Source organism: Cyclobacterium sp. SOCE241, assembly GCF_056867545.1.
Genome location: NZ_CP149779.1, coordinates 3177173 through 3194264, shown reverse-complemented (window position 1 = coordinate 3194264; position 17092 = coordinate 3177173). Strand labels below are relative to the sequence as shown.

13 protein-coding genes and 6 pseudogenes are annotated in these 17092 nt (G+C 37.5%); 11 read left to right on the top strand and 8 right to left on the bottom strand.

Going from position 1 to position 17092, the window contains the following annotated elements; translation table 11 throughout:
• The first annotated feature begins 197 nt into the window (after nucleotides 1–197).
• From WG932_RS15940 to WG932_RS15915, 6 genes and pseudogenes are all read left to right on the top strand, one after another.
• A complete protein-coding gene (locus WG932_RS15940) occupies nucleotides 198–1016 on the top strand; it encodes a mechanosensitive ion channel family protein (RefSeq protein ID WP_483084677.1) in 819 nt (272 codons plus the stop codon).
• 453 nt (nucleotides 1017–1469) lie between these two features.
• Complete coding sequence (locus WG932_RS15935) at nucleotides 1470–2042, top strand: hypothetical protein (protein WP_483084676.1); 573 nt, start codon at nucleotides 1470–1472, stop codon at nucleotides 2040–2042.
• 126 nt (nucleotides 2043–2168) lie between these two features.
• A pseudogene (gene leuS / locus WG932_RS15930) lies at nucleotides 2169–4942 on the top strand (leucine--tRNA ligase).
• Nucleotides 4943–5245: 303 nt separating this feature from the next.
• The gene (locus tag WG932_RS15925) at nucleotides 5246–6208 is read left to right on the top strand and encodes a Smr/MutS family protein (protein WP_149391979.1); all 963 of its coding nucleotides are present in this window, start codon (nucleotides 5246–5248) and stop codon (nucleotides 6206–6208) included.
• A 2-nt stretch (nucleotides 6209–6210) separates the two neighbouring features.
• A complete protein-coding gene (locus tag WG932_RS15920) occupies nucleotides 6211–6453 on the top strand; it encodes a hypothetical protein (protein WP_483084675.1) in 243 nt (80 codons plus the stop codon).
• Nucleotides 6428–7045: a hypothetical protein gene (locus WG932_RS15915; protein ID WP_483084674.1), complete on the top strand. Its 618-nt coding sequence runs from the start codon at nucleotides 6428–6430 to the stop codon at nucleotides 7043–7045. The genes WG932_RS15920 and WG932_RS15915 overlap by 26 nt, the downstream gene beginning before the upstream one ends.
• On the opposite strand, the pseudogene WG932_RS15910 reads toward WG932_RS15915, so the two are convergent.
• Nucleotides 7042–8186, bottom strand: a pseudogene (locus WG932_RS15910) (cystathionine gamma-synthase). The gene WG932_RS15915 and the pseudogene WG932_RS15910 sit on opposite strands and share 4 nt — an antisense overlap.
• Before the next feature lie 158 nt (nucleotides 8187–8344).
• On the opposite strand from WG932_RS15910, the gene WG932_RS15905 reads away from it, so the two are divergent.
• Both WG932_RS15905 and WG932_RS15900 read left to right on the top strand, forming a co-directional pair.
• Nucleotides 8345–8851: a TVP38/TMEM64 family protein gene (locus tag WG932_RS15905; RefSeq protein ID WP_483084673.1), complete on the top strand. Its 507-nt coding sequence runs from the start codon at nucleotides 8345–8347 to the stop codon at nucleotides 8849–8851.
• Nucleotides 8845–9000 carry a hypothetical protein gene (locus tag WG932_RS15900; RefSeq protein ID WP_483084672.1) on the top strand — a complete coding sequence of 52 codons (156 nt, stop codon included), beginning with the start codon at nucleotides 8845–8847 and terminating at the stop codon, nucleotides 8998–9000. Before WG932_RS15905 ends, WG932_RS15900 begins: the two co-directional genes overlap by 7 nt.
• 2 nt (nucleotides 9001–9002) lie before the next feature.
• Here WG932_RS15900 and WG932_RS15895 read toward each other — a convergent pair.
• The 3 genes and pseudogenes from WG932_RS15895 to WG932_RS15885 form a co-directional block, all read right to left on the bottom strand.
• Nucleotides 9003–9862 (bottom strand): annotated as a pseudogene (locus WG932_RS15895) (TraB/GumN family protein).
• A gap of 5 nt (nucleotides 9863–9867) precedes the next feature.
• Nucleotides 9868–10599 (bottom strand): RluA family pseudouridine synthase, encoded by a 732-nt coding sequence (locus WG932_RS15890; protein WP_483084671.1) that lies wholly within the window; start codon nucleotides 10597–10599, stop codon nucleotides 9868–9870.
• Between the two features lie 21 nt (nucleotides 10600–10620).
• The gene (locus WG932_RS15885) at nucleotides 10621–12201 is read right to left on the bottom strand and encodes a peptide chain release factor 3 (protein WP_014019029.1); all 1581 of its coding nucleotides are present in this window, start codon (nucleotides 12199–12201) and stop codon (nucleotides 10621–10623) included.
• Between the two features lie 148 nt (nucleotides 12202–12349).
• On the opposite strand from WG932_RS15885, the gene WG932_RS15880 reads away from it, so the two are divergent.
• Nucleotides 12350–12910 carry a hypothetical protein gene (locus tag WG932_RS15880; RefSeq protein WP_014019028.1) on the top strand — a complete coding sequence of 187 codons (561 nt, stop codon included), beginning with the start codon at nucleotides 12350–12352 and terminating at the stop codon, nucleotides 12908–12910.
• Nucleotides 12903–13686: pseudogene (locus WG932_RS15875) on the top strand (TIGR02757 family protein). Before WG932_RS15880 ends, WG932_RS15875 begins: the two are co-directional and overlap by 8 nt.
• 102 nt (nucleotides 13687–13788) lie before the next feature.
• Here WG932_RS15875 and pyrE read toward each other — a convergent pair.
• Nucleotides 13789–14433, bottom strand: a complete 645-nt coding sequence (gene pyrE / locus WG932_RS15870) for an orotate phosphoribosyltransferase (protein ID WP_483084670.1) — start codon at nucleotides 14431–14433, stop codon at nucleotides 13789–13791.
• An 82-nt stretch (nucleotides 14434–14515) separates the two neighbouring features.
• Between pyrE and WG932_RS15865 the strand changes: the two are divergent.
• Nucleotides 14516–15204, top strand: a pseudogene (locus tag WG932_RS15865) (NUDIX hydrolase).
• Here WG932_RS15865 and coaD read toward each other — a convergent pair.
• The 3 genes and pseudogenes from coaD to WG932_RS15850 form a co-directional block, all read right to left on the bottom strand.
• Nucleotides 15192–15646: pseudogene (gene coaD / locus WG932_RS15860) on the bottom strand (pantetheine-phosphate adenylyltransferase). The pseudogenes WG932_RS15865 and coaD overlap by 13 nt on opposite strands.
• Nucleotides 15647–15740: 94 nt before the next feature.
• Nucleotides 15741–16490 carry a DUF3822 family protein gene (locus WG932_RS15855; RefSeq protein ID WP_483084669.1) on the bottom strand — a complete coding sequence of 250 codons (750 nt, stop codon included), beginning with the start codon at nucleotides 16488–16490 and terminating at the stop codon, nucleotides 15741–15743.
• A gap of 2 nt (nucleotides 16491–16492) precedes the next feature.
• Nucleotides 16493–17074, bottom strand: coding sequence for a hypothetical protein (locus WG932_RS15850; RefSeq protein ID WP_014019022.1), 582 nt, complete (start codon nucleotides 17072–17074; stop codon nucleotides 16493–16495).
• Nucleotides 17075–17092: the final 18 nt, after the last annotated feature.

Sequence of the window (17092 nt, the reverse complement as noted above, 5' to 3'; positions counted from 1 at the left end):
AATTTAACTATTTGCCTCAAAGAGTGTTTGTTAATGAATTTTTTTGCAAGATTTCTTGATTAATTTTCCGTAGATTACCAGGGTATTACTTGTAAATTAAAGATAAATTTTATGTTTGAATTTATACAAGATATTAAGAATGGAGATTTTACAGAACTATTCAAAAAATAAACGAAATTCTCGATTTTAAAATTATTATGGTCGGAGAAACTAGGTTGACCATAGGGTTATTTTTAGGTTTAACCGTATCCATAGTCTTGGTTTTTGCAATATCCGAACTGGCTAGAAGGTTTCTTGCTAATAAAGTTTTGGCCAGATATAAAATTGAAGTTGGCATTCGTCAATCCATTGCATCTTTCTTCAAGTACCTGCTTATCATCATCGGTTTAATAACCATTTTGCAGAATAGTAATGTGGACCTGAGTGCCTTAGGGATTTTAGCCGGGGCAATCGGCGTAGGGATTGGATTTGGACTACAAAATATCACAAATAATTTCATAAGTGGTTTGATCATTCTTTTGGAGAGACCAATTAAAGTAGGAGACAGGATAGAAGTCGATGAAGTATATGGAGATGTCGAAAAAATATCTACCAGATCCACTACCATACTTACCAATGATAATATTTCTATTATTGTTCCGAATAGTCAATTTATTGATAATTCTGTTATCAATTGGTCACACAATGACAGTAATATAAGGTTTAATATTCCTGTAGGTGTATCCTATAAAGAGGACCCTGAAAAAATTAGACGGATTCTTTTGGAAGTGGTGAAAGAATATCCGGGTGTATTGACCAAACCGGAGCCCGATGTACTTTTTGATAAATACAATGATAGTAGTATTGATTTTAATCTGAGGGTTTGGACCACTGAATATACCAACAAACCAAATGTTTTGAAAAGTCAGCTGTACTATGCAATCTTTAAAAAATTTAAGGAAGAGAACATAGAAATTCCTTTCCCTCAGAGAGATTTACACATACGCTCAGGCTTGGATAAAATTGCCACAAAGTAATTTTTTTATTGTAGCTTTCTATATTATCTTTAGGGGGTTTATAGCCAATAGGTTAATGGCGAGGGATTAGGTTTAGCGTAAGATGAGCAAGAAAATATTTTTTATTACATTTTTTTAACGTGTATTTTACTACAAACATTTGGTCAAGGGTTTAACAAGTACAGAAGAGAGGAATTATGGTCTTTTTCTCTACAAGGTGGCCCATCCCAGTACTTTGGAGACCTTTATGCATTATGGCAATACAAGGAAGGTGTACAACCGGATTATTACGCAGGGTTTAGTGCAAGGTATACCTTCGGTACCAATCTGAAAGTCAGAGGAGATCTAGGGTATTACCAAATTTCCGGTCAAGATGATCATGCTGATCCCAAAAGTGGTAGAGTACCTAGGAACTTAAATTTCCGCAGTAAAAATTGGGAGACAGCAATTTTGATAGAGTACTACTTAAAACCAGTGAAAAAATACAATATCAATAGAGACTTTTTTAATCCCTATGTCTTTTTAGGCTTGGGAGCCTCTACCATTGATCCATACACTAATTATAAAGATAATTGGGTGGCATTGCGACCATTGCGAACTGAAAATGAACTTTATAATAACGTGGTTGTGATCATGCCTATGGGGATTGGTTTAAAATTCAAGGCAAATTTATATTTGGATTTATTCATTGAAGGTAATTATAGGTTTACATTTTCAGATTATTTGGATGATGTCAGTGCTTTTGATATTTCCGGTTTTTATGAAGAGTTGATCGAAGATTATATTTCCGGAGAAAACCCTGATAGGCTTCGGCTTTCAGTTAGGCAAGAACGATTTTTACTTCCAAATGGAGAACCAAATATAGAGTTGATCAGGAATACTCAAGGAAGTGCAAGAAGAGGCAGTGGTGACCCAAGGCTAAATGAGCCGGGAGCCCGATATGATGGGTATTTTACCTTAAGTGCAGGGGCTGAAATTAATTTTTCATACGGATTTTGGAGAAACTGGATTTTTCAAAGAAGGGGAAGAGTTTTTAGAAATTGGTAGATTTGACCACGATATTATTTTTTAATTAAAAAGTGATTTATATATAGTTATCCATATTCGAAATGAATAGGGATATTTTTTATACTTTTGGAATTGAATTGACCAATAATTTTACAATTACTGAAAATGTCTGATTATAATTTTCGCGCCATTGAAAAAAAATGGCAGGACCGCTGGGAGCAAACCGGAATTTTCAATGCTAGTCCGGAAACAAATAAACCCAAGTTTTATTCTTTGGATATGTTTCCGTATCCTTCTGGAGCAGGACTTCACGTAGGCCATCCATTAGGTTACATTGCCTCTGATATTGTAACACGTTACAAAAGATTGAAAGGATTCAATGTATTGCATCCAATGGGCTACGATTCATTTGGTCTTCCGGCAGAGCAATATGCGATTCAGACAGGTCAACATCCTGCAATTACCACTGAAGAAAATATTAAAAGGTATACCGAACAACTCAAGAACATAGGATTTGCCTTTGATTGGAGTAAAGAAGTAAGAACCTCTGATCCTGAATATTATCGATGGACACAGTGGATATTTATGCAGCTTTTTGAAAGCTATTATGACATGGCAGCTGATAAGGCCATGCCAATAGCTCATCTTGTATCAATCTTTGAAAAAGAAGGAAACAAGGGAGTTAAAGCAGCTTGTGATGAGGATACTGAGATTTTTAGTGCTGAGGATTGGGCGGAGTATTCAACAGAGGAAAAACAAAAAGTATTATTAAGGTATAGGCTTACTTATTTGGCAGAGACCACTGTCAATTGGTGTGCGGCATTGGGTACGGTGCTTTCTAACGATGAGGTCAAGGATGGTTTCTCTGAAAGAGGAGGGCATCCCGTAGAAAGAAAACGTATGATGCAATGGAGTATGCGAATTACCGCCTATGCTGAAAGATTACTGAATGGTTTGGAAAGTTTAGATTGGCCAGACCCTGTTAAGGAAATGCAAAGGAACTGGATAGGTAGATCTTTGGGTGCAGAAATGGTATTTGATGTAGAAGGTCAAAACGAAAAAATCAAAGTCTTTACAACAAGGATTGACACCATATATGGAGTGACTTATTTGGCATTAGCTCCGGAGCATGAATTGGTAGAAAAGTTAATTACAGAAGACCAAAGAGAAATAGCAGTCAGTTATGTTGCGCAGGCCAAGAACAGGTCTGAAAGGGATAGAATGGCTGATGTCAAGACTATTTCCGGTGCTTTTACAGGTAGTTATGCAAAAAACCCATTTAATGGGGAAAGTATTCCTATTTGGATTGCTGATTATGTATTGGCGGGGTATGGAACCGGGGCAGTTATGGCTGTGCCATCCCATGATGAGCGTGATTATAATTTTGCCAACCATTTTGGATTGGAAAAAAGACAAGTAATTGAAGGGGACATGTCAGAGGGGTCTTTTCCCGGAAAGGGAGGAACCATAATGAATTCAGGCTTCATTAGCGGATTAAAAATGCAAGAGGCTATGGACAAGGCCATTGCGTTTCTCGAAGAGAAAGGGATAGGGAAGGGGAAAATCCAATATAAAATGAGGGATGCTATTTTTACCCGCCAACGCTATTGGGGTGAGCCACTTCCCGTTTATTTTAAAAATGATTTACCCTATTTGGTAGATGAACGTGATTTGCCATTGCCACTTCCTGAAGTGGATAAATACTTACCTACAGAAGATGGAGCTCCACCACTTGGAAGAGCCAAGGACTGGACTTACAAGACTGAAGAAGGAACTTTTCCATTAGAAATGAGCACCATGCCGGGATGGGCAGGGTCTAGCTGGTATTTTTTAGATACATGGATGCTCAAAATAAGGAGGAATTTGTAAGTAAATCAGCTGCAAATTATTGGGGATCGGTGGACTTGTACATCGGAGGAGCTGAACATGCTACAGGACATTTGTTGTATTCTAGATTTTGGACTAAGTTTTTATTTGACAGGGGTTTGGTTCCTATAGAAGAGCCTTTCCAAAAAATGATCAACCAGGGGATGATCCAAGGTAGGTCTAATTTTGTTTACCGTAAAAAAGGCACCAACATCTTTGTGAGCCATGGGTTGATAGGTGAGCATGAGGTAAGTTCAATGCATGTAGATGTTAATATCGTTTACAATGATCAGCTGGATATAGAGGCGTTCCGAAATTGGAGACCTGATTTGAAAGATGCTGAATTTATTTTGGAAGATGGTAAATACAATTGTGGGGCTGAGGTTGAAAAAATGTCAAAGTCCAAATACAATGTAGTCAACCCTGATGATGTCATTGAAAGTTACGGAGCAGATACTTTAAGATTGTACGAAATGTTCTTGGGGCCTTTGGAGCAATTCAAGCCTTGGAACACCAATGGGATCGATGGTGTATTTAAATTCTTGAAAAAATTGTGGAGGTTGTTTCATGATAAAGATGGCAAATGGAATGTGTCCGACAAACCGGCTTCTAAAGAGGCGTTAAAATCTTTGCACAAAACCATGAAAAAAGTGGAGGAGGATATTGAAAGACATGCGTTCAATACTTCAGTTTCTTCCTTTATGATTTGTGTCAACGAATTGTCAGCCTTGAAGTGTAACAATAGAGAGGTTTTGGAACCTCTATTGATTGTATTGTCACCCTACGCACCTCATATTTCAGAAGAATTATGGGAGCTTTTAGGTCATGAGCAATCTATTATCCATGCCCAATTTCCCATTGCAGAAGAGAAATACCTAACTGAGGATAGCCATCAATACCCTGTTTCCATTAATGGTAAAATGAGGGCTAAAATTGAGCTTTCATTAAGTTTGTCAAAACAGGAAATTGAAGAAGCCGCCTTACAAGATGAGCAAATTCAAAAATGGACCAAAGGACAGCAGCCTAAAAAAGTCATCGTTGTTCCGGGAAAAATTGTAAATATTGTATTGTAAGTGTAAAAAAAGAAACCCATTTTGTTTTATAATGGGTTTCTTTTTGTTTTATTGCCTTTAAAATCAAGGTGGTCGTAATGATTTTGACTTGTATGTTATATATAAGTAATGCGGAAAAAGAAATTTAAGCTTTGCCTTGAGCTATCGGAGAATTTGATCAAGTTATTGAGTAGGAAATCCACCGGTAAGACCATGCAGTTGAGAAGAATGATTGTCGAATCATGAAATGGAAATAAAAGGGGATTCATAGAATCAAAAGTGATTAAATGTGATATTCCCCAATCTATTTGGTAAATTTGAGACATGAATATAGGGGATAAAGTTAGGTTGTTGCATGGGAAAGAGGAAGGTATAATTACCAAACTTTCTTCTGGAGGCCAAGTGGAAATTGAAATTGAGGATGGATTTAGAATTCCTGCTCTCAAATCAGAGGTAGTGGTTATCAATGAGGCTGAAGAGGCTTATTTTGATACCAAGCCAAAGAAAACATCAGGGTTTCAGTCAAGTCTTCCAAAAAGCGACCCTGCAGTTTCTGAAGAGGGGGTTTTTATAGCCTATGTCCCTTACAATGATCAGGTTTACGACATGGTTCTTATCAATAACCATTCCAAGGATTGTCTTTTTTCTTTTGACGAACATCAGCAAAACAATGCGAAAAATATGGGAGCGGGTGTAGTGAAAGGAAAGTCATTTACTAAGTTAGGAGAAAAATTGCTTCCTGATTTCGAACAGTGGCCACCTTTCAGTGTAATGATGGCCTTTTTAAATAAACGATTTGATAAACAACAACCCGTACAGGTAAGAAATATAAAACTAAAAGCTTCCTCATTTTTTAAAAATAAAGGGAAAGCACCATTAATAAATAAAGAAGCTTATTTTTTTAGGTTAGACAATGCCGTTAAAATATTGAACATTAATCAATTGAATAAGGAGCTTAATCCTAGTCCCCAAGATGTTTATCCGGTGGCAAAGGTGAAAAGGCCTCCAGCTTCCATTGACTTACATATAGATAAATTGACAAAAGACCATGACCTGATGAGTAATGGTGAAATGTTACAATTGCAGATGAAAACGTTTGAAACGAATCTCAATGACGCCATTGCCTCGGGAATGGATGAAATTGTTTTTATTCATGGCATTGGGAATGGAGTTTTGAGAAAAAACATACACAAGTATTTAAGTCAATTGCAAGGGATTAAATACTTTAAAGACAGTCAGAAGACTAATTTTGGATATGGAGCTACAACTGTAAAAATAAATGAATAGCAATGGAAGCATCTACCTTACCCTTGGTTTTACATGTTTTTGACAAGCACTACGATGCCGGGAAGGTATTGTTTGAAGAACTTTCAAAAAAAATGAAGTCCAAAAAAGCCATTGAGCTAGAGGCGCATTTGGATTTTTTAGCGTATATATTCAGTTATTGGAAAGGGTTCATTTCAATAAGAAAAAAAGATTGGCAAGATATTTTCACCTTTCAAACCCTTGCAAAAAAATCTTCGAAAAGTTAAGCATATTCGTCTAATTGAAGAGGGGTTTATAAACCATATGCTGGCAGAAAAAGGCCATTATTCAGATTATGGGAAGCTTATCTCTTCTGATAAAGATAGGGTTTATACCGAGGTTTACGAGCTAATTCTTTCTGTTCCTCTACACCAATGGGAAAACCTTTATAGGGACATATATAAATTTTCTCAGGGGATGTCAATCTTGAATATTAATACTGCAATCAATCAGATAATTAACGAAGAGATTGACTATTTTTATTTTGGAACAAAGACTAAGCTTGACGCGCAAACTATTAGCGATATTTACAAAGGCTTGAAAAAAGTTACCGCCCTCGAAAAAATCAGGTTATCCATAGGCTTGAATTCAGTCTTTACACATGTCGTTCATCAAGAAATCGACACCCTTTCCAAGAAAATGGACACATGGTATAAAAATCAACTTCTTCTCCAACATTTGGGCAGCCATTTGGGCAAGAAGGAAGATGTAAGTAAAAAATACCAGCCGGTACTTACGCTGCTACAAAAGAATCACAAAGAGTTAATACTTGCTATTGATACCAAGTGTCAACAGTTATTTACAAAAATGCTTCATTAAAGTTTATCCATTGCTTGAGCAAGGTCATTTTTTAAATCTTCAGCATCTTCTATTCCTACACTTAACCTGATCAAAGAATCAGATAAACCTACTTTTTCCCTTTCAGATTTTGGAATACTAGCGTGGGTCATTGTAGCAGGGTGTCCACATAGTGATTCAACACCTCCCAAAGATTCTGCCAATACAAAAATTCTAAAATTTTCCAAAACCTTTATGGCGTCCTCAATATTGTTACCTTTCAAGGTGAAAGATAGCATCCCTCCAAAATCATTCATTTGGGCTTTGGCTATGCCATGATTTGGGTGATCTTCAAATCCCGGCCAAAAACCTTTTCAACTTTAGGGTGATTTTTCAGATAGGCTGCAATGGTCTTTCCGTTTTGGCAATGTCTTTCCATCCTAAGGTGCAGCGTTTTAATTCCTCTCAAAACTAAAAAGCAATCTTGAGGACCCGGAACTGCTCCACAAGAATTTTGAATAAAGGCCAAATCCTCTGCAAGTTTTTTGTCCTTTACCACAATGGCCCCCATGACCACGTCTGAATGTCCGGCAAGGTATTTTGTAACAGAATGCATGACAAGGTCAGCACCTAGATCCAGCGGGCTTTGCAAAAAGGGTGTTGCAAAGGTATTGTCCACCCCTAATAATAAATGATTGCTTTTGGCAATGCCTGCCAAGGCTTGAATATCAATAATATTCATCATCGGATTCGTAGGTGTTTCGGCCCATATCATTTTGGTGTTTTCATTGATATAGGTGAGTATTTCCTCCGGTTTTTCCATATTGACAAAATGAAATTTTATCCCATATTTGGAAAACACCTTGGTGAAGATTCTATAAGTCCCACCATATAAATCATTGGTACTAATGACCTCGTCACCAGGTTTCAAAAGTTTAAGTATACAATCTATAGCGGCCATGCCGGAGGAAAAGCATAAGCCATGTTGCCCATTTTCCAAGGCAGCCAAATTTTGTTCCAAGGCTTGCCTCGTAGGGTTCTGGGTCCTCGAATATTCAAAACCTTTGTGATCTCCGGGAGATTTTTGAACATAGGTAGAAGTTTGGAAAATAGGGGTCATAATTGCCCCTGTACCGATGTCCGGTTTTATCCCTGCGTGAATGGCTTTTGTAGCAAATTTCATAAAGTTGTTTTATATAATTTAATCGACCTGACGAGACAAATTTCTAATTAAGCCTATGTCTGGTTAAATATTAGTCAGAATTATTTCTAGTTTTGTTCAAAGATGAATAAAAAACCGCCTATTTTCAAGCATTTAAGAAATATCTATAACCAAAGCCCATGGGTACTTGTAGCTGTCTTGTGGGTGAGCATCCTCCCTCCATAGGCGCCATAATTCTTGGAAACTGGATTTATAGCCATTGGTCTGAAATAAATTTGTCTCCAATAATTAAGCCAGAAATTGTTTTGATTTATTGTATTTCAGGCACCTTTCTGATGGGCTTGGCCTTGGTCCCTACCACTTTCTTTGCTGTAATTTCCGGATATGTATTTGGTTGGCAAACTTTCCCCTATTTGGTTTTGGCATATACACTAGCTAGTGCAGTAGGCTACTATTTAGGTAGAATTTTGGAGAAAGATAGTCTTGATTTGCTTTTGGCACCTTACCCAAAAGCCAAGAAGCTTATTTCAGAGAAAAAAGGCCAAATGGGAAGTTTAATATTTTTTGTTAGAATTAGCCCTGTCATCCCTTTTGCGATCTCAAATTTGGTGTTTGCCATGCTGAGAACAGGGATAAAGCGGGTCTTGTGGTTTGGGTTTTTGGTATGCTTCCCAGAACCTTGCTAGCATTTTCTTCCGGGGCTTTGGCCGGTAGTTTACAAGAAGCCCTTACTACCAAATCGCCAATTTGGCAATATGTACTTATAGTGGCGCTATTGGTTGTAAGCTTGGTTGGGATTTATACTTTTTTTACCAAGTCAGCTTCAAAGAATTGAATTTACATTTCTATTCTTCTAACAGTAAAACCTTGGCTTTTTAATAGGTTGATTAATCCCTTTGGGCCTGCCAAATGGCCTGCTCCAACTGCAAAAAAGCTGTTCCATTTTCCATTATTTGGGTCATGGGTTTCATCCATTTTTGGTTTCTTTCATAAAGAAATTCGTCTTGATAATCTTTGTATTCCGGACTCTCTGCGACCATCTGTAATAAGTCGGTAATTTTTTCTTCTTTGTAAGCATTGATAAGCTTGCGGAACTCAGCTTGACCTTTTTCTATGTCCTTAATATAAGCATAGAAGCTTTCGTATTGATTGCTTAATGGGATAAGGTCAAAGAATGACATTTGTTCTTCAACAGTTTCTAATCCAAGGATTTCTTTGTTTTCGGTATTGGCCAATGCCATTAATTCCATCTCTAGGGACATGGTTTCACATTCTAGGAGGTTGTTGTACAAAAGCGACATCAATACCATAGGGCGCATTTCTTTTAGCATATCCATGTCCATTCCTGTCCTTTCTTTTATATAGGTATGAATTGTTAGATAAGCTTCTTCAGAAAGAAAATCCGTAATTTTTTGTCCCTTTTTATTGTAAAGATTCTGTTGCATAGACACTTGAAGTTGAGGGTCGTCCATGTCAATTTCTAGAACAAGATAGTCAGACATAGCTAACTTATCAGCTATCTTTTCATTAATAACAAAATCCTCTTGGCAAATTAGGTGAATAGTCCCGAAAAGGTAAGAAGGTGCTGTGGAATCAGCACCGTATATTTCCCAAAAAACTCCTTCTTCTTGGCTAAAAGCAGAAATTGACCCAAGGGAAAATAGAAAAATGAAAAAATATTCTTGAACATTACCCACAAAATTTATCCGCTAAATGTATTGTCTAAGCGGCGATCGGCTGATTTTATGTTTTCAAACTCCAAAAACTGCTCCCAAAACGGCTCTTCAGGTAAGGCTGCTCTTAAGAATAATTTTTCCTTTTTGATGGGGTGTATAAAAACCAAATGAAATGCATGGAGGTTTATGCTTGCATCGGGATTCGGTTTCGAGAAACCATACTTTATGTCACCTCTTATGGGGCAATTCATGGTTGATAGTTGTACACGCAATTGATGTGGTCTTCCTGTAATCGGTCGAAGCTCCAATAGCCAGTGATCATTTAATTTGCCCATGCTCTTATAGGTTAATTCAGACCTTTTCGCATTGGGTACCTCTTTTTCATACGCCGAGGAAATGTTTTTTTCCGAATCTTTAACCAGCCAATGAGTTAGCTTTCCGGATTCCTCTTTGGGTCTTCGCTTCACTACCGCCCAATAAACCTTATGAACTTCTCTTTTTCTGAACAATGCCGTCATTCTTTCCAAGGCCTTGGAAGTTCTTGCAAAGACCACAATTCCACTTACAGGTCTATCTAGCCTGTGAACAGGGTGTAGAAACACAGCGCCGGGTTTGTTATACTTATTGGCGATATAGGTTTTGCAAAGATCAGTAAGTGTTTTGTCTCCGGTTTTATCTCCTTGTACCAATATCCCCGCAGCCTTATTAACGACCAGCAAATGATTGTCTTCAAAGATAACGTTAAATGGCTTTTTCATGTTTGATCAGGTTTTATGAATTTATAGTTCTGATGTGTAGTGAAATTCGATCTCAGGAAAATTGTCCTTAACCATTTGGAGCCAAGCTTTGCTTTCTGCCATGAATACAAGTTTTCCGTCCTTGTCTTTAGCTATATGCCTTTGCTTTGAACGAATAAATTCATCCAGTTTCTTTTTGTCATTACTTGTGATCCAACAAGCCTTGTACAAATTCATGGGGACAAAATCGGCTGTGGCATTGTATTCGTTTTTCAACCTAAATTTGATAACTTCAAACTGAAGCTGGCCAACTGTTCCGACTACCTTACGAGACCCTATTTCAAAAGTAAAAAGCTGCGCGACACCTTCTTCCATTAACTGTTGCAAGCCTTTATCAAGCTGCTTGGTTTTCATGGCGTCTTTATTGACCACTTCTCTGAATATTTCGGGAGAAAAGCTTGGGATACCTTTAAAAGTAAGGTTTTCCCCATCAGTGATACTGTCTCCAATTTTTAGGTTTCCGGTGTCATATAGCCCCACAATGTCCCCCGGAAAAGCCTCTTCAATAATTTCTTTGTCTTGGGCCATAAAAGAGGTGACATTGGAAAAGCGCAGAGGCTTAGTGCCTCTTACATGATTGTAAGGCTTGTTTCGAGTAAATTTACCGGAACAAATTCTCAAAAATGCGATTCGGTTTCGGTGTTTAGGATCCATATTGGCATGGATTTTAAATATAAACCCACTGAATTGATCCTCAGTAGGAACCACCTCTCTTTGTTCTGTTTGGCGACTTTTAGGTCCTGGAGCGATTTTAATAAAGGTGTCCAGCATTTCTTTGATCCCAAAGTTGTTGACAGCAGATCCGAAAAATACCGGTGCTACACTTCCTTCAAGGTACTCCTTGGGATCAAATTCTGGATAAACTCCATCTATTAAAGCTACATCTTCCCTAAGTTGGTCTGCAAGGTTTGTCCCTATTCGATCATCCAATATTTCAGAGCTCAAGTCTTCAATGATAATTCTGTCATCACTTAATTTCCGCTGACTAGGTGTGAATAGGTTCAACTGCTTTTCATACAAATTATAGACACCTTTAAAGGATTTCCCCATGGAAATGGGCCACGATAGAGGTCTTACCTGAATGTTTAATTTGGACTCAACTTCATCCAATAAATCATAAGGGTCTCGACCTTCTCTATCTAACTTATTGATAAAACAAATAACGGGAGTCTTCCGCATTCGGCAAACTTCCATTAATTTTTCGGTTTGAATTTCTACACCTTTTACACAGTCAATGACCATTATGACAGAGTCAACTGCTGTAAGCGTACGGTAGGTGTCTTCCGCAAAATCTTGGTGTCCGGGAGTGTCAAGGAGGTTTATTTTTTGCCCTTTGTACTCAAACCCCATTACGGAAGTAGCTACAGAGATTCCTCTCTGTTTTTCAATTTCCATCCAATCGGACTTGGTCGCAGTATCAATTTTATTTGATTTAACTGCCCCTGCAGTTTTAATGGCACCCCCAAAAAGGAGCATTTTCTCCGTTAATGTGGTTTTTCCTGCATCAGGGTGAGCTATTATTCCAAAAGTCTTTCTCTTCGCTATCTCTTCAGTTAGGGTCATGGTGCTTAGGTGTTTTCAGCCTGCAAAGGTAGGTAAATCAGTTGACAATGTCAGGCTTTATACTGATGGGTGTTGGGATTGTTTAGCAAAATTTGATTTTTGCTTGTTTGGGTATTTTGGCTTAATTTTGAAATTGGATTGGCAAATAATGAATTCAATTGAACTTTTCTTCCATAGGTTTTTCAAATTTATTTGGAATGCCATTTTCGTACTTACTTATCCCGTACTCGCAACTTTCGGGTTGTTATTTATTGGTATAACGTATTTTTTCTCTTGGCTGTCTTCTCTTTTGGCTAAATTTGGTGGTTCTCCCACCAAAATACAGAATAAATCTGAGTGGGTTTACATGACAGAGGAATCAAATTTGATTGAAGGAAAACTCTTTAAGCAAATAATTTTCGGTCCTGAGTGTTATCACCTAAGAAGAAATGACGGAATCCCTTCGGTAATTGAGGACTTTGTATTTGGAAAACGAATCATTATCTTGAAAGAGGGCTGGTTGCTCGAAAGGTGGAACACGACAGAATTGGCCAATATACCAGATTTTGATATTTGCCTCTACAAACCCGAGGATGATCAGTTAATAAGTTTAGCAAACATTAAATGCTTTGATTGGCATATTGCCTCGAAGGACGAGAAAAGCATATTACTCAAATGGTTTGACGGCACACAAGGAGGAGAAGTAAAAGTGGTTTTAGCTGATGGATAACCTCAAGGACTTTTTGGATGAAAAGGTATTGCTTTTTAACCAGCCTTCTTTTATTGATGATGATCCTATTTCAATTCCGCATCGGTTTTCAAAGTTACAAGATATAGAGATTTCAGGTTTTTTGCAGCCATTCTGGCTTGGGGACAGCGCAAAACTATCATTAATAAGAGTTTGGAATTGATGGACTTGATGGGCAATAGCCCTTATGATTTTGTTTTAAACCATTCTGAAAAGGAGCTTAAACAGTTGATGACGTTTAAACACAGGACTTTTAATGACTTAGATACCCTTTATTTTATAGATTTTTTTCCAGGTATTATCGTGAAAATGAGAGTTTAGAGAAGGCATTTACCCGTGGTTATAGTGCTGAGGTGGATGTCATGGAAATACTCCTTAACAATTTTCATGATTTGTTTTTTGATTCAGAACAAGCCCCAAGGCGTACAAGAAAACACATTGCCAGTCCGAAGAAAAAGTCGGCCTGCAAACGGATCAATATGTTTTTGAGATGGATGGTAAGAAGAGATGATAAGGGAGTTGATTTTGGATTGTGGAATAAAATCTCTCCGGCTCAATTGGTGTGTCCCTGTGATCTGCATGTAGATAGAATAGGGCGGTCACTTGGTCTTATTCAACGGAAACAAACTGACTGGCAAACAGCCATGGAGCTTACAAGGAATTTAAGGCTTATGGATGCTGCAGATCCCATTAAGTATGATTTTGCCCTTTTCGGTTTAGGGGTTTTGGAAAAGGAGCAAAAAAATCACTTGAAATAGTCTAAAAGAGGGATTTATTACTCCATAAAAGCCAATCCCTCAAATCATTTGATTTGGGGGATTGGCTTTGGGTAAACTTTATTACTTATTGAATTTTCTTTCTTAAGGTTGCCAAGTGTCTGGCCCTTTTCTCCAGTCAGCCAATGTATTCATGTCTGCTTCAGAAACATAACCTTGCTCTAGGGCCTGTGGTAACATTGAACTATAGTCGCTTAGGCAGTATAGTTTTACGCCTTCTTTTTCGAAGTTTAAATCGGATATTTCAAAACCATAGGTGAAGATGGCAACCATACCCAAAACTTCGAAGCCTGCAGCTCTAAGGTCATTAACCGCCTTGAGAGAACTTCCTCCTGTAGAAACGAGGTCTTCTACTACCACCACTTTTTGTCCGGGCGTTATTTTCCCTTCAATCATGTTTTCCATTCCATGACCTTTGGCTTTGGAACGCACATAGATAAAAGGTACATCAAGCTTGTCAGCAATAAGCACACCTTGAGGGATGCCGGCAGTGGCAACCCCTGCAATGGCTTCAATATTTAAAAAATGAGTACGTACTACACTTGTTAATTTTTCCTGAATAAATTTTCTTACTTCAGGGAATGAAAGTGAAAGCCTGTTGTCACAATAGATAGGTGATTTCCATCCAGATGCCCAAGTAAACGGATCCTTAGGCGAAAGTTTGATGGCTTTTATTTCAAGTAGCTTTTTTGCGATTTGAGAAGCGGTGCTTTGATCATAAATTTCCATGCGATAAATTTAACCATTTAATATTTACTCAGGGTTGTGCACGCTGGAAAAAAATGCAATTTTAGAAAAATTAGAACTGTTTATGAAAATATTCATCAACGATAAGCCATTAGACTTAGTTGGTTCAAAGAATTTTATGCCAAAAAAATCCTTTGAATGTGTATATGATAATCCGAAAGAATTGCCCCCGTCAGCAGAATTTCATGATGATGTATTGATAAAAAATCCTTCTAAGGATATAATCGTGCAATTGCTATATTTACTGCGTTCCAGAAAACTTAAAAATCTAGACAGTATCACCTTGGTTACTGATGAGAAAGCAATACTTAAAAAGTTTATTAAAAGTAGATTTTTAATTATTAAAGCTGCAGGAGGGGTAGTTACCAAAGGAGACAGTATACTGTTTATCCATAGACTTGGAAAATGGGACCTTCCAAAAGGTAAGTTTGAGAAAAAGGAAACGCCTGAAGGATGTGCCGTAAGAGAAGTTGAGGAAGAATGCAATATTAAAGTGAAACTTAATAAGCCAATTTGCATTACTTGGCACACCTATACTCAAAATAAAAAGAGTATTTTGAAAAAACTTATTGGTACAAAATGAAAAGTATCGATGATTCAATGATGAAGCCTCAGGTGGAAGAAGGTATCAATGATATAAAGTGGCTGAAGCATCATGAGGCAAAAACTGCATTGATAAATTCTTACCCATCAATGCGGTATTTGTACAAGAGGTTTTTAAAAATGACGCCTAAAATAGCTCAGACTTTGTAGGGAAGAAATTTATTGACATTTCCTCCATATTTATGCACTTCTCTGATGATGGTAGAGCTGATGGCAGCATATTTTGGGGTGGTGATTAGAAATACTGTTTCTAGAGATTCATTGAGATACCGGTTCATTTGACTGATGGTATTCTCATATTCAAAATCTGTGGTGTTTCTCAAACCACGCAACAAATACTTGGCGTCATGTTTTTTTGCCAGTGAAGAAGTTAATTCATCATAAACAATAACTTTAACAGCCGGAATGTTTTTATAGGTTTTCTTGATTTTTTCTACCATAAAATCAATGTCAAAATACCTGTTTTTTTGCTGGTATTGTGACCAATACTAATAATTACCTCATCGAATATATTTAATCCTCTCATGACAATGTCATGATGACCATTGGTATAAGGGTCAAAAGAGCCTGGGAACAGTGCTGTCTTTTTCATGAAATAATTTTTTGTTGCCAGAAAGCTTCTAGTAGATGGGTGTTTAAGAAGGATTCTGCCCCCGCAAGATAGGAGACATTTTGCTCCGGGGTGATTATGTGTATGTTTTTGAAATACAAATCCATGCCTTCCTTACTGGTGTGAAGCCATTCAGGGTTACCAAAAAACGAATCTTGCAATGCGTTCTATCGAAGGCCATCTGTTGGATAAATGTAAATACATACCGTAGAAATGAGGCTTCGTCCGGAATGATAAACCTATTGAATAATGATAATTTTCCTTCAGTAAAAGCCGCCATATACATACAGTCAGGAGAAGAATGTATGAATAACTCTTGGCTTAGGAAGTTGTCATTTTGGCTAAGGAAATAATCTAAAACATGGGATGCTCCATGTGCAATCTCCAATTCAGGTAATTTCTTGTCTAGTTGATCCAATAATTGTTTGTCAGCAGTGCCAAGCACCTGGATACTATTGTTGGCAATACCTGTATAAGTTATATTGTCTTCCACCTCATTTACTTCAGTTGCAAAGTTCAAGTATTTGGCACACTGAGAAGCGTTGAACAATTGGGTGGGGACAAGGGTGAATCTTTGGTGGTGAAGGTAAAGCTTGCCTTCAGAGTTGGGCGCGTTGAAAATTTCTTCAGTTTCTATGATCTGATTTACCGTTTCCTGTTCTTGGAAGGAATAGATAAAAGAAGCAGTAATTTTTTTGCTCTCCTCCGTATGCGCAATAACGGTTAGGAGTTTCTCATATAAGAAAAGCGATAAATAGGATATGTCTTGCATATCATATTTATCGCTAATGAATTTACTTTGAATATGGGATCCTACCTTATCCAAATTTATTCCCAGTTTCCTGAAGTCGAAGAATCAGTTCGTGAACCAACTCTAAGTGCTTTCTCATTATTGTTCCTTCTTCTTTCAGGATTGCGAGGTGCAGGATCTCTGATTTCAAACACAGCAATTTCTCTATTGCTTCGCTCGATTTTGTCTGCAAAGAACTCAAATGTTTTACCTCCTGATCCGGGAACTACATTTAATAAGTCAAGTTCAAAATCAGGGTATTTATCCTTGCTGAATAGTGAATCCTGAACGTTTACAGCTCCCAATGTATCCAATGTTACTGTAGTTTCTTCCTTACCATAGTCTAATAACTTGGTAGTCTCTGTTCTTTGAATAAGGTAAATGTTTCCTTCTTGGATGAACTTTTTAAGTTCCTCCCAATTGGAAGCATACTCATTATTTGCTGCCTGATAAGCGATTTGGGCATCTCTTAGCATTTCCAGTTTCTCAATTATTCTTTCTTCAGTCCTTTGTAGAATTTTTTCCTCTTCCACAACTTCATCTACACCCAGATAAAGCTTGTACCCGAGACCTAAGGCTCCCAATAGAAAAACAATCGATAAGATTTTACTCAATGTCATTTTGAATAGCTTTAAAGC